The 21,755-nt window shown below is 68.1% G+C and carries 19 protein-coding genes, 1 tRNA gene and 1 pseudogene; 10 read left to right on the forward strand and 11 right to left on the reverse strand.

Annotated elements, in window-relative coordinates:
• Nucleotides 1–21: 21 nt before the first annotated feature.
• Entirely contained in the window at nucleotides 22–1,098 is a 1,077-nt protein-coding gene (hisC, locus tag G4H71_RS08870; protein WP_072737413.1) for a histidinol-phosphate transaminase, read from the forward strand.
• A 137-nt stretch (nucleotides 1,099–1,235) separates the two neighbouring features.
• Here hisC and G4H71_RS08875 read toward each other — a convergent pair whose 3' ends face one another.
• The 3 genes from G4H71_RS08875 to G4H71_RS08885 form a co-directional block, all read right to left on the reverse strand.
• On the reverse strand, nucleotides 1,236–2,240 hold the full coding sequence (locus G4H71_RS08875; protein WP_072737414.1) for an alpha/beta hydrolase: 1,005 nt from the start codon (nucleotides 2,238–2,240) through the stop codon (nucleotides 1,236–1,238).
• A gap of 239 nt (nucleotides 2,241–2,479) precedes the next feature.
• Nucleotides 2,480–2,564 (reverse strand) — tRNA-Ser (locus G4H71_RS08880).
• 42 nt (nucleotides 2,565–2,606) lie between these two features.
• Nucleotides 2,607–3,089 (reverse strand): MarR family winged helix-turn-helix transcriptional regulator, encoded by a 483-nt coding sequence (locus G4H71_RS08885; RefSeq protein WP_072737560.1) that lies wholly within the window; start codon nucleotides 3,087–3,089, stop codon nucleotides 2,607–2,609.
• A 120-nt stretch (nucleotides 3,090–3,209) separates the two neighbouring features.
• Here G4H71_RS08885 and G4H71_RS08890 point away from each other — a divergent pair.
• Nucleotides 3,210–4,198 (forward strand): annotated as a pseudogene (locus G4H71_RS08890) (NAD(P)H-quinone oxidoreductase).
• 7 nt (nucleotides 4,199–4,205) lie between these two features.
• Here the strand turns inward: G4H71_RS08890 and G4H71_RS08895 are convergent.
• Nucleotides 4,206–5,408 carry a cysteine desulfurase-like protein gene (locus G4H71_RS08895; RefSeq protein WP_072737415.1) on the reverse strand — a complete coding sequence of 401 codons (1,203 nt, stop codon included), beginning with the start codon at nucleotides 5,406–5,408 and terminating at the stop codon, nucleotides 4,206–4,208.
• A gap of 133 nt (nucleotides 5,409–5,541) precedes the next feature.
• Between G4H71_RS08895 and G4H71_RS08900 the strand changes: the two genes are divergently transcribed.
• The 4 genes from G4H71_RS08900 to glfT1 all read left to right on the forward strand — a co-directional run bounded on the left by G4H71_RS08900 (nucleotide 5,542) and on the right by glfT1 (nucleotide 8,807).
• Nucleotides 5,542–6,132, forward strand: a complete 591-nt coding sequence (locus tag G4H71_RS08900) for a bacterial proteasome activator family protein (RefSeq protein ID WP_072737416.1) — start codon at nucleotides 5,542–5,544, stop codon at nucleotides 6,130–6,132.
• A gap of 63 nt (nucleotides 6,133–6,195) precedes the next feature.
• A complete protein-coding gene (gene wzm / locus G4H71_RS08905; protein WP_072737417.1) occupies nucleotides 6,196–7,068 on the forward strand; it encodes a galactan export ABC transporter permease subunit Wzm/RfbD in 873 nt (290 codons plus the stop codon).
• A 12-nt stretch (nucleotides 7,069–7,080) separates the two neighbouring features.
• Nucleotides 7,081–7,890, forward strand: a complete 810-nt coding sequence (gene wzt / locus G4H71_RS08910; RefSeq protein WP_072737418.1) for a galactan export ABC transporter ATP-binding subunit Wzt/RfbE — start codon at nucleotides 7,081–7,083, stop codon at nucleotides 7,888–7,890.
• An 8-nt stretch (nucleotides 7,891–7,898) separates the two neighbouring features.
• Nucleotides 7,899–8,807 carry a galactofuranosyltransferase GlfT1 gene (glfT1, locus tag G4H71_RS08915; protein WP_174561836.1) on the forward strand — a complete coding sequence of 303 codons (909 nt, stop codon included), beginning with the start codon at nucleotides 7,899–7,901 and terminating at the stop codon, nucleotides 8,805–8,807.
• A gap of 98 nt (nucleotides 8,808–8,905) precedes the next feature.
• Here the strand turns inward: glfT1 and G4H71_RS08920 are convergent, their stop codons facing one another.
• Nucleotides 8,906–10,309 (reverse strand): aminotransferase-like domain-containing protein, encoded by a 1,404-nt coding sequence (locus G4H71_RS08920; RefSeq protein ID WP_072737420.1) that lies wholly within the window; start codon nucleotides 10,307–10,309, stop codon nucleotides 8,906–8,908.
• Here G4H71_RS08920 and G4H71_RS08925 point away from each other — a divergent pair.
• The gene (locus G4H71_RS08925; RefSeq protein ID WP_072737421.1) at nucleotides 10,308–11,306 is read left to right on the forward strand and encodes a DMT family transporter; all 999 of its coding nucleotides are present in this window, start codon (nucleotides 10,308–10,310) and stop codon (nucleotides 11,304–11,306) included. The two genes, G4H71_RS08920 and G4H71_RS08925, sit on opposite strands and share 2 nt — an antisense overlap.
• A 216-nt stretch (nucleotides 11,307–11,522) precedes the next feature.
• Here G4H71_RS08925 and G4H71_RS08930 read toward each other — a convergent pair whose 3' ends face one another.
• The 4 genes from G4H71_RS08930 to G4H71_RS08950 all read right to left on the reverse strand — a co-directional run bounded on the left by G4H71_RS08930 (nucleotide 11,523) and on the right by G4H71_RS08950 (nucleotide 15,599).
• Nucleotides 11,523–11,855 (reverse strand): hypothetical protein, encoded by a 333-nt coding sequence (locus G4H71_RS08930; protein WP_169847137.1) that lies wholly within the window; start codon nucleotides 11,853–11,855, stop codon nucleotides 11,523–11,525.
• Nucleotides 11,852–12,517 (reverse strand): hypothetical protein, encoded by a 666-nt coding sequence (locus tag G4H71_RS08935; RefSeq protein WP_139183235.1) that lies wholly within the window; start codon nucleotides 12,515–12,517, stop codon nucleotides 11,852–11,854. Before G4H71_RS08935 ends, G4H71_RS08930 begins: the two co-directional genes overlap by 4 nt.
• Nucleotides 12,502–13,257 carry a WXG100 family type VII secretion target gene (locus G4H71_RS08940; RefSeq protein WP_139183234.1) on the reverse strand — a complete coding sequence of 252 codons (756 nt, stop codon included), beginning with the start codon at nucleotides 13,255–13,257 and terminating at the stop codon, nucleotides 12,502–12,504. Before G4H71_RS08940 ends, G4H71_RS08935 begins: the two co-directional genes overlap by 16 nt.
• Nucleotides 13,258–13,736: 479 nt before the next feature.
• A complete protein-coding gene (locus G4H71_RS08950; protein ID WP_072737423.1) occupies nucleotides 13,737–15,599 on the reverse strand; it encodes a glycosyltransferase in 1,863 nt (620 codons plus the stop codon).
• Between the two features lie 140 nt (nucleotides 15,600–15,739).
• Between G4H71_RS08950 and G4H71_RS08955 the strand changes: the two genes are divergently transcribed.
• Nucleotides 15,740–17,941, forward strand: coding sequence for a hypothetical protein (locus G4H71_RS08955; RefSeq protein WP_072737424.1), 2,202 nt, complete (start codon nucleotides 15,740–15,742; stop codon nucleotides 17,939–17,941).
• Here the strand turns inward: G4H71_RS08955 and G4H71_RS08960 are convergent.
• Entirely contained in the window at nucleotides 17,902–18,516 is a 615-nt protein-coding gene (locus G4H71_RS08960) for a class I SAM-dependent methyltransferase (RefSeq protein WP_217631314.1), read from the reverse strand. The two genes, G4H71_RS08955 and G4H71_RS08960, sit on opposite strands and share 40 nt — an antisense overlap.
• Before the next feature lie 145 nt (nucleotides 18,517–18,661).
• Between G4H71_RS08960 and G4H71_RS08965 the strand changes: the two genes are divergently transcribed.
• A complete protein-coding gene (locus G4H71_RS08965; protein ID WP_174561837.1) occupies nucleotides 18,662–19,708 on the forward strand; it encodes a glycosyltransferase in 1,047 nt (348 codons plus the stop codon).
• Entirely contained in the window at nucleotides 19,705–20,628 is a 924-nt protein-coding gene (locus G4H71_RS08970) for an NAD-dependent epimerase/dehydratase family protein (protein ID WP_072737425.1), read from the forward strand. The genes G4H71_RS08965 and G4H71_RS08970 overlap by 4 nt, the downstream gene beginning before the upstream one ends.
• A gap of 22 nt (nucleotides 20,629–20,650) precedes the next feature.
• Here G4H71_RS08970 and rfbB read toward each other — a convergent pair whose 3' ends face one another.
• Nucleotides 20,651–21,658 (reverse strand): dTDP-glucose 4,6-dehydratase, encoded by a 1,008-nt coding sequence (gene rfbB / locus G4H71_RS08975; RefSeq protein WP_072737426.1) that lies wholly within the window; start codon nucleotides 21,656–21,658, stop codon nucleotides 20,651–20,653.
• Between the last annotated feature and the right edge of the window lie 97 nt (nucleotides 21,659–21,755).

The raw sequence follows: 21,755 nt of genomic DNA on the forward strand, positions 1-21,755 counted from the left end.
CCGGGGCGCATAATCGGTCAGGTGACTCCCCGGACCCGTCCCGACCTCGCCGCGATCCCCGCCTACGTCCCCGGACGCACGTTTCCCGGAGCGATCAAACTGGCGAGCAACGAGACGACGCACGGCCCGCTGCCGAGCGTGCGCGACGCCGTGAACGCGGCCCTGGACTCGGCCAACCGATACCCGGACAACGGTGCACTGGAGCTACGCAGCGCCCTCGCCCAGTTCCTCGAGGTGGCCCCGGAATCGGTCGCCTGCGGCTGCGGCTCGGTCACCCTCTGCCAGGAGCTGGTGCAGGCGACGTGCGCCGAGGGCGACGAGGTGATCTTCGCGTGGCGTTCGTTCGAGGCCTACCCGGTGGTGACGCAGGTGGCCGGGGCGGTCGCCGTGAAGGTCCCGCTCACCGCCGACCAGGCACACGATCTCGACGCGATGGCGGCGGCCGTCACCGATCGCACCCGATTGATCTTCGTGTGCAATCCCAACAACCCCACGGGCCGCTCGCTCGGACGCGACGAACTGGAACGCTTCCTGGACGCCGTGCCCGAACACGTCGTCGTCGCGCTCGACGAGGCGTACTACGAATACAACCGGTCCGGGGTCGACGGCATCGAATACGCGCGTTCGCGCCCCAATGTGGTTGTCCTGCGGACATTCTCGAAGGCGTACGGACTGGCCGGCGTGCGGGTGGGTTACGCCGTCGGAGATCCCGCGGTGATCGCCGCGCTCGGCAAGGTGCACCTGCCGTTCAGTGTGTCCAGCCTCGCCCAGGCCGCCGCGATCGCGTCACTCGGTGCCGTGGACGAACTGCTCGCCCGCACCGACGCCGTCGTCGCCGAACGCGGCCGTGTCCGCGCCGCGTTGATCGCCGCCGGATACGACGTGCCCGACACGGAGGCGAACTTCGTCTATCTACCCCTGGGTGAGCACACCGCCGCATACACGGAAGCCGGCGCCGAGGCCGGAGTGCTCCTGCGCGGTTACGGGACGGACGGGGTGCGGATCACCATCGGCGACCCACACGAGAACGACGCCTTCCTCTCCTTCGCCACCAGCGCGGACGTGCGAGCGGTGGCCGGAGTCGGCGTCTCCGCATGAGATGAACGGGCGGCGTGAGATGAACAGCGGCGGGGCCGGCCACGTGTCCGCGCCGTCCCCGCCGCCCCTTCTCCACGCTCACGCCTGCCGACAAGCCCGGCACCCCACGGGGCGCCGGGCTTGACCGACCCCCGAACTCAGCGTCCGAGCGCGGAAGCGATCTGCGGCCATGCCGCCTTGAACTCGTCCTCCCAGTACGGCCAGGAGTGCGTGCCGTAGTCGTGATAGACGAACGTCGCCGGGATGCGCAGCTGACCCAACCGGTTCTCGAACGTGCGGGTGCAGAGGTTCGCGGCCGCCTCGAGGGGGCCGCCGACGGCGATGGTGGACGCCAGGTCCCCGCCCCGCGCGCGCTCGTGCGGACCGGGCAGGCCGTTGCCGGTGGAGATGTAGATCTGCTTGCCGCGCAACGCTTCCGCGTTGACGGTGGGGTTGTGGTCGTTCCACGCCGGGTGCGAGTCCGCGCCCCACATGTTCACCACGTCGCCGCCCTTGAACGCGACGGTGCCACGCACCGAGTCCCGTGAGCTGGGCTCGCTGTTGTCGAGGCAGCCACTGAACGCGGAGAGCCCGCGGTACAGGTGCGGATGCCGGGTGACCAGGTTGGCCGCGCCCATCGCGCCCATCGAGACACCGGCGACCGAGTTGACGCCGTTGCCGCGGAATTCCTTGTCGATGAGGGGCGGCAACTCGTCCGTCAGGAACGTCTCCCACTTGTAGGAGCCGAACTTGGGATCCGGGTTCAGCCAGTCGGTGTAGTAACTGCCGGTGCCACCCACCGGCAGCACGACGTTGACGTCCTTGTCCGACATGAAGTCGACGAGGTCCGTCTTGAACGTCCAGGTGCTCTCCGCGAAGTTCGATTCCTCGCCGGCTCCGACGCCGTCCAGCATGTACAGCGTGGGGCGGGAACCGCCGGATGCCGGGTGCAGCACCTGTACCTGGACGGTCTGGTTCATGGCGGGGGAATACACGAACAGCGCGGTGCGGGTGTCGGTGATCGTCTCGGTGCGCTCGATGGTCGCCGGTGCCGAAACGGGTGCCGGAGGTGCGTCGGCGGGGTCCGCGACGGCGATCGTTCCTGCCCCGGAGAAAGACAGCGCGAGCGCCGCCCCGACGGCAATGATCGACCTACGACGCATGGTGTTTTCCCTCTTCCGACACTGTGACGATTGCACAGTACAGGCACCTACCGGTCAACAAACACCTGACAGTTTGTGACAGCAACGTAAATTCCCACCCCACCTCTGGTACCCCGGCACACCCCCGCCCGTCAGCCGCCGTCCGGACCGGACACCGGCGGCGCGGAAGACCTAAAAAGAATAGGCACAATGTCACACGGGTTCGATCTGACGAAACCGGTGTGACATTGTGCCGGCGGCGGAAGCGGAGGGATTTGAACCCCCGGTCGCTCTCGCGACGCTCGCTTTCAAGGCGAGTGCATTCGGCCGCTCTGCCACGCTTCCGTGGGCGATCCTAGCGGGCAGGGAGGAAGCCGGGCCAATCGGTCAGCGGTCGACGACGGCCTTCTCGACGCGCTCGAAGACCTCGGCCAGCATCTTGAGCTGAGACTTGGTGAGCAGGTTGATGAGGTTGGCGCGCACGCCCGCGACGTGGGTGGGGGCAGCCTCGGCGAGACGGCGGCGCCCCTCCGGAGTGAGAACGGCGCGTACCCCGCGCCCGTCCTCGACACAGGTGTCGCGAGCCACCATGCCCTCCGCCTCCATCCGTCGGACCTGATGAGTGAGGCGGCTGCGCGAGGACAGTATCCCGTCGGCGAGACCGCTCATGCGCAGTGAACCGTCCTCGGACTCGGACAGGAGCACCAGAATCCGGTAGTCGGCGAGCGACAGTCCGTGCATCTCCTGCAGATCACGGTTGAGCACGCTCATCAGGCGCTGATTGCCGTCCATGTAGCCACGCCACGCCCGCATTTCCTCGGCCGTCAACCACGGGGTGGGGTACTCGACATCGCTGCGCTCTGCTGACACATCCCACATCCTAGTGGGCCACTCCCCATCTTCGCGGTGGCGGGATTCCAGTACTGTCGTACCGCTTTTATGATTGCTCACAGGCTATTCTCGTTCCGTTCGTTGACTACGGTCTAGGCCATGTATGCGATCACCGTTCCCGAGCCCGGCGGACCCGACGCGATGGTGTGGGCCGAGCAGCCCGAACCGGAGCTGCCCGCCGGACACGTCCTGGTCGACGTCACCGCCACCGCCGTCAACCGCGCCGACCTGCTCCAGCGACAGGGCCTGTACCCGCCCCCACCGGGCGCGAGCGACATCCTCGGACTCGAATGCTCCGGCACCATCGCGCGCCTCGGCGACGGAGTCACCGGCTGGTCCGTCGGCGACGAGGTCTGCGCCCTGCTGGCCGGTGGCGGATACGCCGAGCGGGTCGCCGTTCCGGCCGCGCAGTTGCTCCCCGTTCCCGACGGCCTCGACCTGGCCGTCGCGGCATCACTGCCGGAGGTCGCCTGCACGGTGTGGTCCAACGTCGTCATGGACGCGCAGTTGAGCCGGGGTGAGGTGTTCCTGGTGCACGGCGGCGCCGGGGGCATCGGCACCCACGCCGTCCAGGTGGCGAAGGCCCTCGGTGCCCGGGTGGCCGTCACCGCCGGGTCGGAGGCGAAGCTCGCTCGCTGCCGCGAACTGGGCGCCGACATCACGATCAACTATCGGGAGACCGACTTCGTCACCGTGCTCCGCGAAGCCACGGACGGTCACGGCGCCGACGTCGTCCTGGACAACATGGGCGCGTCCTATCTGCCGCGCAACGTCGACGTCCTCGCCACGGACGGGCGCCTCGCGGTGATCGGGATGCAGGGCGGCCGCAAGGGCGAACTCGACCTGGGCGCACTTCTCGCCAAACGGGCCCGCGTCTTCGCCGCCGGACTGCGCGGGCGCCCGGTCACCGGACGGCACAGCAAGGCCGAGATCGTCGGAGAGGTCCGCGCGAAGCTGTGGCCTCTGATCGCCGACGCCACGGTGCAGCCGGTGGTGCACGCCGAACTTCCGATCACCGAGGCCCCCGGGGACACGAACTGCTCGACTCGCCCGAGGCCGTGGGAAAGGTGATCCTGCGGGTGCGGTGACCCGGCGTCAGCCGAGGGCGGTGAGTTCCTTCACCAGCTGGTCGATCTCGAACCGCGTGGTGTACGGGGCGAGCCCGATGGTGACGGCACCGCCCTCGTCGTTGACGCCCAGCGCGTCCAGTAGCCGAGAGCCGCCGTGTCCGCCGCTGATGGTCGCGATCCGGCGATCCGCCAGATGCGAGGCCACCTTGTCCGCCGGAATGCCCTCCACGGTGAAGCTGAGGGTCGGCACCCGGCTCGGGGACTTGCCGATGATCATCACCTGCGGCAACCGCCGCAGGGAGTTCATCAGGTGGTCGAACAGGCCGTCCTGATAGTGCATGAGCGAGCTGATCGAGGTCTCGAGCTTCTGCCGCCTGCTGCCGACGGCCGCGTCGTCGAGCCCGGCGAGGAAGTCGACGGACGTGGTGAGCCCGGCCAGCAGGGCGAACTGGTGCCCGCCGACCTCGAGCCGCTCGGGCCCGCGGGCGAACGGATTGAGCGACAGTGCCGGAATGCGGTCCAGCAGCCCCGGATCCCGGAACACCAGCGCCCCGACCTGTGGGCCACCCCATGCGGGCGCGCTGACCGCGACGACGTCGGCGCCGAGTTCCTCGATGTCGATGTGCGCGTAGGGCGCGGCCCCGATCGCGTCCACCACGACGACGGCACCCACCTCGTGGGCCCGGTCCGCCGCCGCCCGCACGTCCGGCGCGGAGCCGACGATCGGGGACGCGGCGGTGAGCGCGACCAGCCGTGTCGTCGTGCCGATGAGGTCCTCGAACTGCCACGCCGGAAGCTCGCACGTCTCGATCTCGACCTCGGCCCACTTGACCTGGGCGCCGTACCGGTTCGCCACCCGCAGCCACGGGGCGACGTTGGCTTCCTCGTCCAGCCGGGACAGCACGATCCGGGTACCGAGACCCAGCCGCGTGCTCAGCGACTCCGCGAGCCAGGCCAGCAGGATGGCCCGATCGGCACCGAGGACCACTCCGGCCGGGTCACCTCCGACCAGGTCGGCCACCGCGGCCCGGGCGGATTCCAGAACCGCGGCGCTACGCCGGCTGGACACGTGACGGCCGGACGCGGACGAGGCCGACGCCCGGAACGCCGTCGACACCGTCCGGGAGACGGCGTCCGGAATCTGCATGCCGGCCTGCGGATCGAAATGGATCCACCCGTCGCCGAGTGAGGGGATCAAACCCCGTACACGGGCAACGTCGTAAACCATGCCCGACACTCTAGGACGCTTCGTCAACCGGAGGTAAGGCAGAGTGCGCCCAGCGGTGAGGAAACGCACCGCTGCGACGCCCGGTCGGGGCTCCCGACTCCCACCCGGTGCCCGAAACCGTCAAGATGGAGGCATGACGAACGCGGAGAATGAACATGTCCTCGTGATCGGACCCGACGGTCGCCCGGTGGCGGTTCCGGCGAACGGTGCCGCGACGCCGCCCCCGTCCGGCACGGAGTCGCCCGACGCCGCGGACGCCCCGGACGACGCCGACTCCGTCGCCGACATGGTCGAGCAGCCGGCGAAGGTCATGCGCATCGGCACCATGATCAAACAGCTCCTCGACGAGGTGAAGGCCGCGCCCCTCGACGACGCCAGCCGAGCCCGCCTCAAGGAGATCCACCGCACGTCCGTCAAGGAACTCGAACAGGGCCTGGCGCCGGAGCTGCGTGAGGAACTCGAGCGGCTCGCGCTGCCCTTCACCGACGACTCGATTCCGTCCGACGCCGAACTGCGCATCGCCCAGGCCCAGCTCGTCGGCTGGCTCGAGGGCCTGTTCCACGGCATCCAGACCGCGCTGTTCGCGCAGCAGATGGCCGCCCGGGCACAGCTCGAACAAATGCGTCAGGGGGCACTGCCCCCGGGGCTGAGCATCGGCAATCCACCCGGATCACCCAATTCGGACCGCCCGCAGGGGCCCACCGGAACCGGACAGTATCTCTAGCGGAGGACCGCTGACAGCCTGGGGAAACGGCGCCGGTTCCCGATCGCGGTAGGCTCGGTCTCCGTGTCAGCATCCGCTATCGATTCCGGGACCGTCGACGAGGCGCCGCACGGGTCCGGCTCGCAGACGTTCCGCCGCGCCTTCCGGGATCTGAAGGACGGGTTCGGTCAGCGCGAGCTGTGGTTGAGTCTCGGCTGGCAGGACATCAAGCAGAAGTACCGGCGCTCGGTGATCGGTCCGTTCTGGATCACGATCGCCACCGGCGTGCAGGCGTCCGCGATCGGCCTGCTCTACTCGGCGCTCCTCGACATCCCGCTGCGGGAGTTCCTGCCGTACGTGACGGTGGGCCTGATCGTGTGGAACGTGATCAACGCGAGCATCACGGAGGGTTCGGAAGTCTTCATCTCCAACGAGGGCCTCATCAAGCAGTTGCCGTCGGCGCTGAGCGTGCACGTGTACCGCCTGGTGTGGCGGCAGGCGCTGCTGTTCGCGCACAACCTCATCATCTACCTGATCCTGCTGGTCGCGCTCGGGGTGTGGGCGAACCTCAGCTGGGCGTCACTGATGGCGATCCCGGCGCTGGCGCTGCTCGGCCTCAACGCCGTGTGGGTGGCGATCGTGTTCGGTATCTTCGCCACCCGCTACCGGGACATCGGGCCGATCCTCAGCTCGCTGACCCTGTTGCTGTTCGTGCTCACGCCCATCATGTGGACGACACAGAGCCTCGAGGCGCAGGGCGGTCAGGTCGCCGAACGCGCGAAGATCGCCGAGATCAACCCGCTGTTCCACTACCTCGACATCGTCCGCGCCCCGATGATCGGTCAGCCGCAGGAGGCATACCACTGGTACATCGTGCTCGCGATCACCGTCGTGGGCTGGACCGTCGCACTGCTCGGGATGCGCAAGTACCGGGCCCGCGTGCCCTACTGGGTGTAAGGGAAGAAGAACATGACCGTCAGTATCGAGACGCGCGGAGCGTGCGTCGACTTCCCCATCTTCGACGCGAAGTCCCGCTCGCTGAAGAAGGCGTTCCTCGGCAAGGCCGGAGGCACGATCGGGCGCAACAGCTCCGACGTCGTCGTCGTCGAGGCGCTGCGCGACATCACCCTGTCCCTGAAGGAGGGCGACCGGATCGGCCTCGTCGGGCACAACGGCGCCGGGAAGTCGACGCTGCTGCGCCTGCTCTCCGGCATCTACGAGCCCACCCGCGGCAGCGCCCGGATCCGGGGCCGCGTCGCGCCGGTGTTCGACCTCGGCGTCGGGATGGACCCGGAGATCTCCGGCTACGAGAACATCATCATCCGCGGCCTGTTCCTCGGACAGACCCGCAAGCAGATGCTCGCGAAGATGGACGAGATCGCCGAGTTCACCGAGCTCGGCGAGTACCTCGCGATGCCGCTGCGCACCTACTCGACCGGTATGCGCGTGCGCGTCGCGATGGGTGTCGTCACCAGCATCGACCCGGAGATCCTGCTCCTCGACGAGGGCATCGGAGCCGTGGACGCGGAGTTCATGAAGAAGGCCCGGGTGCGGCTCGAGGCTCTCGTGAAGCGCTCCGGCATCCTCGTGTTCGCCAGCCACTCCAACGAGTTCCTCGCGCAGCTGTGCGACACCGCGATGTGGGTGGACCACGGGCAGATCCGTCAACACGGTGAGATCGAGGAGGTCGTGCGCGCGTACGAGGGCGACGAGGCGGGCGACCACGTCCACCACGTCATCGCCGAACTGAAACGCGAACAGGAGCGGGACGCCACGTGAGCGAACGGATCGGGGCCGGCGAACGCATCGTCGGAGTGGTCGTCACCCACAAACGGCGCGAACTGCTCGCCCAGTCCCTGAAAGTGCTGGCCTCGCAGACCCGGCCGCTCGACCACCTCGTCGTCGTCGACAACGCGAACGAGGACGAGGTACGCGCCCTCGTCGAGTCGGCACCGATCCCGACGTCCTATCTGGGTTCGCAGCACAATCTCGGCGGTGCCGGGGGCTTCGCGCTCGGCATGCTCTACGCCCTGTCCCTCGGCGCGGACCGCGTCTGGCTCGCCGACGACGACGGCCGCCCCGAAGGCCCCGACGTTCTCGCCACCCTGCTGGCCTGCGCGCTACGCCACGACCTCGCCGAGGTGTCGCCCGTGGTGTGCGACATCGACGAGCCGGACCGGCTCGCGTTCCCCCTACGCCGCGGAGTGCAGTGGCGGCGACTGCGGTCGGAACTGTTCGCCGGCGGCAGCGAGGACTCGGATCTGCTGCCCGGTATCGCATCACTGTTCAACGGGGCCCTGTTCACCGCGTCCGCGATCGATGCCGTCGGCGTCCCGGATCTGCGGCTGTTCGTGCGCGGTGACGAGGTGGAAGTGCACCGGCGGCTGGTGCGTTCGGGGCTACGGTTCGGCACCTGCCTGACGACGGCGTACCTGCATCCGAACGGCGCCGACGAGTTCAAGCCGATCCTGGGCGGGCGCATGCACACCCAGTACCCGGACAACGACACCAAGCGCTTCTTCACCTACCGCAACCGCGGCTACCTCCTGTCCCAGCCCGGCCTGCGCCGGTTGCTCCCGCAGGAGTGGGTGCGATTCGGCTGGTACTTCCTGATCACCCGCCGCGACCCGAAGGGCCTGTTCGAGTGGGCCCGGCTGCGCAAGCTCGGCCGGCAGGAGCGGTTCGAGCGCGACTGAAAGCCCTTCCGACCTGGCACGATGTCACATCGGTTCGATCTGACCGAAACGGTGTGACATCGCGCCGGAGGGAGGGGGACACCCAGGGAGCGCGGCGGTCAGCGGAGGAGGTCCGCGAGGATCCGGGCAGCGTCGGCGTACCGGGTCTCCTGGGTGGCGGCGAAGCTGAGCCGTACGAACTGGCCGTACGGCTCCGTCGGGAACCATTCCGCGCCCGGGGAGATCGCCAGGCCCGCCGCGAGTGCCGCCTCGGCGACCTGATCGGCGTGGTGCGGCCGCGGCAGCCGCGCCCACAGACTCAGCCCGCCGCGAGGAACCCGATCGACGCGCAATTCCGGGACGGCGCGGGTCAATTCGGCCAGCAGCGTGTCCCGGCGTGTACGCAACGCCCGGCGCAGTGCGCCGCGATGCCGGTTCCATCCGGGGTGAGCGAGGACGTCGATCGCGACCTGTTGGGTGAATGCGGGGACGAACAGTTCACTGACCCAGCGGCTGGCACGGATCCGCCGCAGCGCCGGACCCCGCGCGACCAACCCGGCGACCCGGATCGACGGGGACATGCTCTTCGTCAGCGACCGGACGTACACGACGTGACCGTCGTCGTCGGCCGCCGCGAGCGGCGCGGGAGCCTCGGCGTCGTAGTACAGGTCTCGCGCCCAGTCGTCCTCGACGAGGAACGCCTTGCGGTCCGCGAGCACCTCGCCGACCCGGGCCCGGACCTGCGGGGCCCAGACGTCGCCGGTCGGGTTCGCATAGGTCGGTTGCGCGTAGAACACGCGGGAGCCGTGGGCCGCGAGCGCGGCATCCAGATCCTCGGGGTCGATGCCGTCCGCCGTCCTGGCGAGCGGCACGATGCGCAGCCCGTGGGCCCGGGCGGCCGCCATCGCACCCCAGTACGTCGGAGACTCCATCACGACGGTCTCGCCGGGAGACGCCAGCGCCCGGAAGGCGGCGGACAGCGCGGCCTGTCCCCCGGACGTGACGATCACGTCCGATTCGTCGACGCCTGCTCCGCCCGCACGGTGACCGTCCAACTCCCGCGCGAACCATGCCCGCAGTTGTGGGAGACCGGAATTCGGCGCGGCACGCATGAGGACGTCGGGGTCGCGGGCCACCTTCTGGACGGCCGAGCGCAGGAGCGGCCCCGGCAGCAGCGACGGCGACGGGTACCCGGCGTGCAGGCCGATCACGTCCGGGGCAAAGGTCCGCACCCCGGAGCCCTCGGTGTCGAACACCTCCGACGGCCCCAGCGCCGTCGTCTGCCACGAGACGTCCGCCGGCCGTGCCTGCCGCGCGGCCGCCACGAAGGTGCCTACCCCCGGACGGGTCTCGACCAGGCCGTCGGCCACGAGAAGCTGCAGTGCCTGCTGGACGGTGACGGGGCCGACGTGGTGCTCGGTGGCGAGGGAGCGCGTCGACGGCAGCCTCGTCCCCGCCGGTCGAGTACGCACCCAGCCCCGGAGACCGGCGGCCACCCGAGCGGCACTGCTACCATCATTCATGAGAGATCATGATAGCGCTATCAGTACGGTGCGAGTTCCGCTATCGGCCGCCGGGGTGGCCTGGGGATTCCTCGGGGTCCTCGCGTTCTCGTTCACGGTGCCGCTGACCCGTATCGCGGTCGAGGGGATGAACCCGTACTTCGTCGGGACCGCCCGCGCCGTGGTCGCGGGCGTCTGCGCGGGCGCGCTGCTGCTCGCGGTCCGCGCTCCGCTCCCCTGCGGTCGGCAATGGACCGGTCTCGCCGTCGTCGCACTGGGCGTCGTCGCCGGGTTTCCGCTGCTCACGTCGGTGGCCCTGGAATCGGTGTCCGCGAGCCACGCCGCCGTGGTCATCGGCCTGCTGCCCGCCGCAACCGCAGTGGTCGCCGTCGTCAGAGGTCCGGAACGGCCGTCCCGCATCTTCTGGGTCGCATCGGCCGCGGGCGCGGTTGCCGTGGCCGTGTTCGTCTCGCTCGGGACCGGCGGGCTGGGCAGCGTCGGTGTGGCCGACCTGCTGTTGGCCGGCGCCGTGATCGCGGCCGCCTTCGGCTATGCCGAGGGCGCCGCCCTGTCCAGGCAGCTCGGCTCCTGGCAGACGATCTGCTGGGCGCTGGTGCTCGCGCTACCGGCGATGAGCGTGCTCACCGCGCTGCTGCCCTGGCCGGGGCCGGATGCGGGCGGCGCGCAGTGGGCGAGTTTCGCGTATCTGGCTCTGGTGAGCATGTTCCTCGGATTCTTCGCCTGGTACCGGAGCCTGGCCATCGGCCCGGTCGCGAACGTCAGCCAGATCCAGCTCGTGCAGCCCGTGCTCACGATCACCTGGGCATCGACGCTGTTGCACGAACCTCTCACGCCCGGTGTGCTCCTCGGTGCCGCCGCCGTCGTCGCCTGCGCCGCACTGGCCGTCACCGCACGAGTGCGTTCGGCAACTCCGTCCGTCGGCGCTCCGCTCATGCGCGCACGATCACGACCCCGACAATCACTACAGCCATCACGGGAAGCGTTACCCAAGCGATGAGCATCCCCCTTCCAATTTGGCCTGCACGCCCACGGAGGAACACCAGGACGAATGCCACCACGAGGTCGAGGAGCACCACGAACAGAAAGAAGTATGAGATTCCGCCAAGCATGAGCAACAGGGCGGGAGAAAGTGCAATTGGAACATTGAGAAGCGCAGCGACGAAACTGGCTGGACCGAATCTACGCTCCAGATCACTCTCGCCAGAAGTGGTCGTCACCATCGATCCGCCGATACCGCGAACACCATTGCGCACACCCACACGAAAGCGCTGACACAACCCAGACCGAGAGCAGCGCCACGCAACCTTGCCGAACCCCGCGTGGTGAGGGCGGCAGCGATTGCTGCCACCCCGACGCTCACGCTCGACGCCGCCGCGACTACGAGCAACGATGTTCGCTCGTCGATCGACGACATCCGTCCGATCGCCCACACCATCAGCGCCAGTGCCGCGACGACGAGCGGGAAGGCGACCGGAACAGACCATGTGGCCGACGCCCAATAGCCGTCGCAACGTCGATTTCGCGGAACCCCAGGAGACACGCTCATATCGTTGGCAACTTTGCCGGATACTCAGGTGTAACTATCGGCACCTTCGGCGGGCTATCGACAGAACCCGCGCTGGTCCATGGCAGGTCCTGCGGCGGCGGAAGCTCGCCACCCGACCATGGATATGTCTTGAACGGCTGCGTCGCCAATGCGCCCGAACCAAGATCATGGTGGAATGGAAGATTTGCGGCCGGGCCCCACGGCTGACCAGATTTGGCTGGGTCAATTGCCACAGTAGGAGTTTCCCCCTCTGGATAATCCTGATATACCTCCAACGAAGGGTAATCCGTCCGGGTTCCAGCGACCGCGACGCCATCATTCCCAGGAGTGAATACCAAATCACCATTTACAGTATGGCCCGAGTCAATATCAGGAGCAAATGGATTCTTTGCGTCATAGCGAATCCTCACTGACCCGTCTTCGACCTGCCAGACATCAGCCCTCGGAGCCTCGACGGCAACGTCTCCGCCAGCCGTCACCGTGGGATTCTGTCTCATCACGACCAAGCCGTTCTCATAGTCTATGTAGGTGGCTACTCGAGTGTGCTCAGGATCAAAGTTGGGGTCTTCCGTCCTGTTATCACCGAGATCGTACGGATTGAGGATATCGTCGAGCCCCTGAGGAACACTCAGAACTTTGTCTTGGCTTATGTACTGCGACACCCGAACCACCCCCGCCCAGTAACAGGATCAATACGCGCTACTCGAATTTCGGGATCTACGCCTCGATACTTGGGATCGTAGCTATTCGGGTCCAGCACCCGGGCAGTTTCCCAATCCGTCAGGCTTACTGGCGGCCGTCCGAAAATCTCCGCGAATGCCGCAGCAGCGGCTGCCGCTCTAGCCTCTTCCTCGGCGCGATCTGCCGTCGGGTCATCACCCGCACCTAGTCGGTCGCCCTCGGCACGAACCTCCCTGGACGCCTGTTCAATGGCGCTTACCGCATCGCTCTGAGCAGATAGCATCTCGTTGACTGCGGTGGATATCGCACTCTGATGCTCTGAAAGTACCTGGCCCAGATCATCCGCGGTAGCAACAGCGGCTTCTACGGTCCACCGCTCTGTAACGCGAAACCCCGATTCTCGGGCTGAAGCCACCGCACCGAGCAATACTCCACGGTAGCTTGAAATGCTGTCGCCACTGGAAATCAACAGTTGCGCAAGGTTACCGACCTCACTCGCGATGCGGTTTCCGTTGTCGCGATCACCTGCGATCCGATCGTACGCAGCCCAGTAGGCGTCTCCCTCCCAGGTTGCTCCAACCTCCCGAATATGACTGACCATCTGATCTGTCAGATTTAGGAAATCCTCACTTTGCGCCCGCATTACTTCACCTGCTTCGCGGAGCTTTCCGGGCTGCCAATTGAGCTCAACCTGACCAAGGGACGGCACGTCATCGGTCACCGGTCACCCCATCGCGGTCAAGCCGTCACGGAAATCCTGGTCAGTAACCGCGTACGTAGATGCGCTGCCCCTGGCAAGATTCGAGTACCTCGCGCAGCGCATAGCCATCCGTAGCCAGGCCCCCTCTACGAACTCTCCCGCGACTGAGCAAGATCCCCCCAGCGGAGATCCTTGCATTGCAGGTCCGACCTCATCGACTTTACTGCGAACATTGAGCGCATCGATCTCTGCGCCTATGCGGTCCATCGACGACGCCAACGCCCGCAACTGCTCGGGATCAACTTGCATCTCCCCCCCTATCAACAGCTCGGAGGCGAAACTAGCACAGCAACTGCAATCGAGCAGGCGCTGGGCCGGGAGCGCCGACTGCCGACCGAAACTGGACTTCTCGACCCGACCAGCCCGCGGCAACCGATCCTGAACCCGGTCGAGACTGCAACCTCCATGCGCCGACGAGGAGCGGCGCTCCCCGGTTCGCGTCAGCGACCGAAGAGACGCTCCCAGTTCTCCCGGCTGATCAGCTCGGCGGCTGTTCGACGGTACCGTTCCTGCACGTCCGCGCCCTCCTTGTCGAGCCGCCGCAGCAGCTCGAACGTGCGCTTCATCAGTGCCGTGGCAGTGTCCTTGTCCCGCCGGCGGATCCGCACACCGGACTGGGACGCGTCGGTGACGACAACGTGGTCGAACAGCGACACGTGCCACCAGTGCGCGTCCTCACGCGGCACCGCCACGAGACCGCCGCGGGTGCGGCCGAGGAACTGGTTGACCGCACGTTTGAGACGCACCACGCCCATCCGGCTCGGCTCGCCGACATCGCGCTGCACCGAGATGTCGGCGTCACGTACCGGGGCCTCGGCGGCCGGGTACCGGACCGTCTCCGGGTAGGCACTGCGTTCCTTCCGGATCGCTGCCATCGCCTCGATCCCGCCGTCCCGCAACACTTCCGGCCCGGCGAGGAAGTCCTCGATACCGCGCAGCGTGGTCGCTGCCAGGCCGTACTGCATGGCGACGATGTACTCCGTGAGCTGACCGAGGAACTGTCGCCGGATCTGCTTCGTCGTGACGTCCCCGTGCAGGGCACCGACGATCAGCGAGTTGCGGGTGCTGAAGTACCGCGCCCAGTCGTCGAAGTCCTTCCAGTAGAAGTCCGCATGCCACACCGCCGCGTTGGGCAGGGTCACCGTCACGTATCCGGCACGCCGAGCACGGATTCCGTACTCCACATCGTCCCACTGGAAGAAGATCGGCAGCGGCAGCCCGATCTCCGCGACCACCTCGCCGGGGATCAGGCACGTCCACCACGCGTTGTAGCCCGCGTCGACCCGGCGCTCCTGGTTGTTCTCGAGCATGCTGGTGTTGCGCAACGCCTTCGGCACACGCTGACCGTGCTGCAGCGTGTCCAGATGCACCTCCTCGGCCCCGACGTTGAGATAGTCGGGGTTGTAGAGGAACAGCATCTGCGCGCCGACGAGCGTCGGCTCGGTGGTGACGTTCGCGAACGCGCTGAGCCGGAGTACCGTCTCCGGCTCACAGAGGATGTCGTCGTCCATGAGGATGACGTCGGCGTTCTTCCCCTCTGCCGAGACCTCGAACAGGCCACGGGTGAACCCGCCCGCCCCACCGAGATTCGGCTGGCGCAGGTAGTGCAGCCGCTCGCCGAAGCGGGGCGCGACCTCCTGGAACCGGGCGCGGTCCTGGACCAGATCGGTGCCCTGATCTACTACGTAGAGGCCGTCCAGGGCATCGAGAACCACCTCGTCCGAGGCGAGTGCCGCGACCGTCTCCGCACAGTCGTCCGCGCGGTTGAAGGTGCAGATCGCGACGGCCACGGGCCGCAGCTGCCGGTCGAAATCCACCGTCCACTCGACGGCTCCGACCTCGACGGGCCCACCGAGGGCGTCGAACTCGAGCCACAGCGCGCCGCCGTCGAGGAACTTGTCGAGCGCGGCATCGAGCCGGACATCCGAGGCTCCCTCGACCTGGACGGTACCGATGATCCTGCGATGGCCGGCGATGTCGGAGGCCATCAACCGCACCGTGCACTGCGACGCGGCTTCCACCCGTGCACCGGCCCGCACCGAGGTCACCGTCGTCCACCGCTGCCAGTAGCTGGCGGCGAACCGCCCGAAGTAGGTGTTGGTGTGGGCCCGGGTGCCGTCCTCGAGGTGCAGGCGAGTGCGGGTGCGGCCGGACGGGCCGTCGGCGACCGCATAGAGCCCGTCGTCGACGATCGGCGACGTTCCCGCGAACAGTCCACGCTGCGCCAGCAGCCGTCCCGCCCGCGCTCGTTCCGCCACCTGTGTGTCCGTCTGTCCGGGCACGCTCACACCATCCACCCACATGTCTGTCGACCGGTCGTTTGCCCCCGAAGCGTATCGCGGCGAAATCGGGCCACGCGCGGGAACGGGCCGCGCCGGTGCGGGGATGCGCACGGGCTGTCCGTTACTGTCACTGCGACAACGCCCCTCGACTCGGAGCACCCGTGACACCCGATACCGCCCTTCCGACCCGCAAGGAACGATGGACGTGGGGGGCCGTGGTCGCGCTGGTGATCTGCGCCGGCTTCGCCGCTCTCGTCGCCGTGGACGCGCGCTACTTCTTCGTCGACGACACCGAATCCGGGGCCGTCGGCAACTGGCTGCAGCTCGGCCACCTCATGCGCGAGGGCCAGTGGTTCCCGACGCTGGTGCTGGACCAGTGGATGTCGGGGAACTACCCGGTCGAGGGCCAGGGCGGATTGTTCAATCCCGTCCAGATGGCGATCAACTACGTGGCGCCGTCGGTGGACAATCTCGTCGTCCTCGTCACCGTGGTGAAGCTGCTGTTCTCGATCCTGCTCGGCTGGGGTGTGTACCGGGTGGCGCTCGAGTACGGCGCGCGCCCGGCGTGGGCCGCGGTCGCCGGGGCCAGCGCGCCGTTCGTCGGCTTCACCCTCTACTTCGAGCAGACGTCGTGGGTGACCTCGATGATCGGCACCGCGTACGTGATGCAGGCGTGGGCGTCGGGTGTCCGGTACGCGCGCGGCCGCTCCGGGCCACTACCGGTGTTCGCCTTCCTGTACCTGGCCATCACGGTCGGATACGTCCACGCGGCGCTACTGGCCGGGGTCGTCGTCGCCGTGCTGATGATCGGCGAGTACCTGTACCAGCGGCAGTGGAAGCCGTCGATGCTCCTGGCGCTCGTCGGGATCGCCGCCGCCTCCGCAGCAGCGATCACCTTCCTCCCCGGTGTGCTGTCCTCGTCGGTCACCTGGCGTACCGGTGAGGAGGGCGTCTACAACGACAACTTCCTCACCGCCCCCTGGTCCGAGACGCTCACCGCCAGCATGCCGTCCGCGGTGTCGAGCATCGAGTCGTGGACCGGCGAGACGACGTTCGCACCGGTCACCTACATCTCGTGGTTCCTCGTCCCGGCACTGGCGTTCGTCGGGTGGCGGGCCGCGCAGTCCTCACTCCGCGAATTGTCCCCACTTCTGCTGATGGCCTCGTTCGCCCTGCTGTTCACGGCAGGACCCAGCGCGATCGGCCAGGTGCGCTGGCCCGCCCGCCTGCTCCCCGTCGTCGCGGTGGTCCTGCTGATCCTCGTGGTGGTGCTCCTCAGCCGCTTCGGGACGTTGCAGGCACTACGCACCCGGGTGGTCGCGGCGTCGCTGCTGGTGCTGGTGTTGCTGCTGCGTGCCTCGTCGTCCGGCCCCCAGTACTTCGGCCGACATCTGCTGTGGGCGCTGGCCATCCTCGCGGTCGGGGCGCTGGCGCTGTTCCTGGCCCGCCGGTACGGCACCGTCGCGGTGACGGCGCTGATCCTGCTGACGATCGTCCCGGTGGCCGCCTACCAGGCGACGACCTATCCGCAGGCGCTGCACAAGTGGTTCCTTCCCGCGACGCAGACCGAGGCCAAGGCCAATTTCCCCCAGTGGGACGGTGTCACGCTGCAACTCGGCGCCCGCGGCATCCTCACCATCGAGAGAGACAGTCCCGAGCTGCCCTGGCAGTCCCAGGTGTACGGCAACTACGCGAAGATCCTCGATCTCGACTACGTCAACGCGTACACGCCCGTCGGCCACGGCCCGTTCTCCGGCCTGCTGTGCATGAATTTCGACAGCTCCACCTGCCCGGACGCGTTGGACAACGTCTTCCAGGTCGACCCGTACACCCAGGAGACGTTCGTCGATCTGATGCAGGTGGACCGGGTCGTGCTGCAACGCAAGCAGTATCCCGACGCCGACCGCACGCCGGCGCCCCCGGGCTGGCACTGGGCCGAGGTGCCTGCCGTCGCGGACGACGAGATCTACGTCCTCGAGCGTGACGGCGGACCGATCTCCGACGCACCGGGGCGGGTGTCGGCCGCCCTGGGCGTCGACGTCGAACCGGTCTCGTACGCGGTGAACCGGGAACGGCTCCGGGTCAGTTCGGTGGACGGCGGCAGCGTCGTGTTCTCCCGGCTCGCCTGGCCCGGGTACACCGCCACGTTGAACGGCGACCCGTTGCCGACGATGGGTATCGGCGAGATGTTCCTGTTCGTCGACATCCCGCCGGGAACCGTCGACGGCGATCTCGAGATCGAGTTCCGTCCGCCCGGCTGGCGGGTCGGACAGGTCGGCATCGCCTTCGGCCTGCTCCTGCTGACCGCGCTGACGGTGTATTACTACCGCGGCAGGCGCGCCACCACCACCGACTCGTTGTAGACGAACGCCCGCCCCGCCCAGCGGGGAAACGGGAAGGACAGCGACCGCTGCACCTCGAGCCCGACGGCCGCGCACACCTGCTCGAGGTCCGGCCCGTCCAGGAACACCGTGTGGGTGGCGTCGCTGGCGAAGCCGCGCTCCTGGGGACAGATGAGCATGACGGTCGAGCCCGGCTCGAGATACGGCAGGTACTGCTCGACGATCCCGGTCACCTGGCCCGGCGGCAGGTGCTCGAGCAGATGGGCCATGAGCATGCCGTCGAAGGTGGTCGCCAGTTCCCCGATCTCGTCCGGGGTGTACGCCTGCATCCCCTGGGTGCGGCAGAACTCGACCGAATGCGCGTTGTGGTCGACACCGACACTGCCCGGCGGGAGATTGCGCAGGTTCCGGCCGATGCCGCAGCCGACGTCCAGGACGCGGCGTCCGCCGAGGAATCTCCGAATGTTCCATTGATAGGGCGCCTGCACGCGCAGGACCCGCTTCCACCGCGCGCCCTGCAGTTCCCGCAGGCGGGCGGTGTAGTCGCTCTCGGTGGTACCCGCTCCTTCGTCGCTCGTTCCTTCGCGGCTGGTCACATGTATCACCCGTTCCGGTTGCGGCGGCATCACCGATTCCGGCCACGCCGTGCGCCCGAGCATAACGATCGGCACACTCTGCCGAGCCGAACCGCGCCGCGGTGACCGAGGTCGTGACCCGCGACGTATAAACTCGCCGCCTGTGATGACCGAAGGCACCCCAGCACCGGTGCAGCCGCACCGGATTTCCGTGGTCGTGCCGGTCTACCAGGGCGAGAAGACCCTCGCGGCACTGATCGACGAGATCCTCCCGTGGACCACCGCGAGCACCACCCCGGCCGGCCGGCCGATGGTGGTCGAGGAAGTACTCCTCGTGTTCGACCACGGCCCGGACAGTTCTGCGCGGGTGATCCGCGAACTCGCGGCCCGTCACGATTTCATCCGCCCCATCTGGCTCAGCCGCAATTTCGGGCAGCATCCGGCAACGCTCGCCGGCATGGCCTCGAGCGGCGGCGAGTGGGTCGTGACGATGGACGAGGACGGCCAGCACGACCCGGCCGAGATCGGCGGTCTCCTCGACACCGCGCTCGATCGTCAGGCGAGCCTCGTCTACGCGAAGCCGACCAACCCGCCACCGCACGGCGCGCTGCGCAACACGGCGTCGAAGGGCGCGAAGTGGCTGCTCGCCTCGGTCCTGTCCGCGGAGGGTACCCGCGAATACCAGAGTTTCCGGCTGGTCCTCGGCGAGGTGGGGCGATCGGTGGCCGCATACGCCGGCTCCGAGGCATATCTCGACGTCGCGCTCGGCTGGATCGCGGGCGAGGTCACCACCAGCCCGGTGACGCTCCGGGAGGAACAGGACCGGCGGTCCGGGTACCGGCTGCGGACGCTGCTGTCGCACTTCTGGCGGATGGTGCTCTCGAGCGGGACCAAGGGGCTGCGCATGGTCAGCCTCGTCGGCTTCCTCTTCGCCATCTGCGGGATCGCGCTGGTGCTGTACGTCCTCGCGTCGTACCTGTTCCTCGATTCCGGCGCCGAGGTCCGTGGGTGGGCCTCGACGATGGTGGTCATGCTGTTCGGCTTCGGCGCCTCCCTGTTCTCGCTCGGCGTGATCGCCGAGTACATCGGCGTGAACGTGAAGACGGCCATGGGCAAACCGCCGTATCTCATCGTCAGCGACCCGGCGGACGGGCCACTCGGCCGGACCGCACCCGCCGTCCCGGCCGACCCGACGGATCGCGCCGACCCGTGACCACCGGCCCCACCTGGATCGTCGGGAGCGGAGGGCTCCTCGGCGGCGCACTGGCGGGGGAACTACGGCGGCGTGACACTCCCGCACTGACCAGCGTCGTTCCGTGGGGCGACCCGGCCCGGGCGGTGCAGGTCCTGCGCGACGACGCACGCAGGCTGCTCACCGAGGCTGCCGGTGGTCCGTGGCGGATGGCGTGGTGCGCGGGCGCGGGCGTCAACGGCACCAGCGCAGACGAGTTCGCCGGGGAGAACACGTTGCTGAGCAACGTGCTCGACGCTCTCGCCGACGGCGGGGGTGACGGCCGGGTCTTCCACGCGTCGTCGGCCGGCGGGGTGTACGCGGGCGCTCCCGGGGCCCCTCACGACGAGCACAGCACCACCGCGCCGTTGTCGGACTACGGCCGTGCCAAGCTCGACGCCGAGGAGATCGTCACGGACTTCGGGCGCCGCTCGGGGACCGACATCGTGATCGGCCGCTTCGCCAACCTGTACGGGCCGGGCCAGAACCTGGCGAAACCTCAGGGCCTGATCTCGCATCTGTGCCGCGGCTACCTGCTCTCGGCACCCGTGTCGATCTACGTCCCGATGGACACCCTGCGCGACTACGTCTACGTCACCGACGCCGCGGAGATGGTCGCGGACGCACTGTCCCGCCCCGCGACGGGTGTCACTGTCACGACGAAGATCTTCGCCTCCGGTCGCAGTGTGACGATCGGCTCCATCCTCGGTGCCTGCCGCTCGGTGTTCCGGAAGAAGCCGAACGTGGTGCTCGCGACGAGCCCGCTCGCCGCCGGGCAGGCGCGGGATCTTCGGCTGCGTTCGGTGGTGTGGACGGATCTGGACCAACGCACCCACCTGCCGCTGCCCGCCGGTATCGAGTCGACGCTCGGGGCGATCCGGCGTCAGCTGGCGCGACGCTGAACCACCGTTCCGAACCGAGTCACTACTTCGTGACGGACTCGCCCGCAGCCGCGTAGGCCTGCTCGGTGGCGGCCTTCTGCGGCCCCCACCAGTCCTCGTGCTCCCGGTACCAGGCGATGGTGGCCTCGAGCCCGGCACGGAAGTCCGCATACCGGGGTGTCCAGCCGAGTTCGGTACGCAGCAGCGTGGAGTCGATCGCGTAGCGGCGGTCGTGGCCGGGGCGGTCGGTGACGAAGTCGAAGGCGTCCGGGGACTGCCCGAGAACGTCGAGGATCGACTCGACGACGACGCGGTTGCTGGTCTCGCCGTCGGCGCCGATGAGGTACGTCTGCCCGGTCCGGCCACGGTCGAGCACCGCCCACACGGCGCTGTTGTGGTCGTCGACGTGGATCCAGTCGCGCACGTTGAGGCCGTCGCCGTACAGGCGGGGCCGCACCCCGGTGAGCACGTTGGTGATCTGCCGCGGGATGAACTTCTCCACGTGCTGATAGGGCCCGTAGTTGTTGGAGCAGTTCGACAGGGTGGCGCGCACCCCGAACGAGCGGGTCCACGCCCGCACCAGCATGTCGCTGGACGCCTTGGTCGACGAGTACGGGCTGGACGGGTTGTATGCGGTGGCCTCGGTGAACCGCTCCGGGTCGTCGAGTTCGAGGTCGCCGTACACCTCGTCGGTGGAGATGTGGTGGTAGCGCACGTCGTGCTTGCGCACGGCCTGGAGCAGGCTGTAGGTGCCGATGATGTTGGTGTGCAGGAACGGCCACGGGTCCTGCAGCGAGTTGTCGTTGTGGGACTCGGCAGCGAAGTGCACGACGGCGTCCGAGGCGGCGACGAGGCGGTCGACCAGGTCGGTGTCGGTGATGTCGCCGTGCACGAAGTCGATGGCGTCGGCCACCGGCGCCAGAGAATCGCGGTTGCCCGCGTAGGTGAGCGCGTCGAGCACCGTGACCTGCACGTCCGGCCGTTCCCGCACCGTCTGCTGCACGAAGTTGGCGCCGATGAAACCGGCGCCTCCGGTGACGAGAACTCTCACTGATCCACCCTCACAGACCGCGTTCCGGAGAACGCCGAATCGACACGAACCCGCAGGATACCGCGCGGGCCGGATTTGTATCCGGCCCGAAGCCTGG

It is taken from the genome of Rhodococcus triatomae (genome assembly GCF_014217785.1).
GTDB lineage: Bacteria > Actinomycetota > Actinomycetes > Mycobacteriales > Mycobacteriaceae > Rhodococcus_F > Rhodococcus_F triatomae.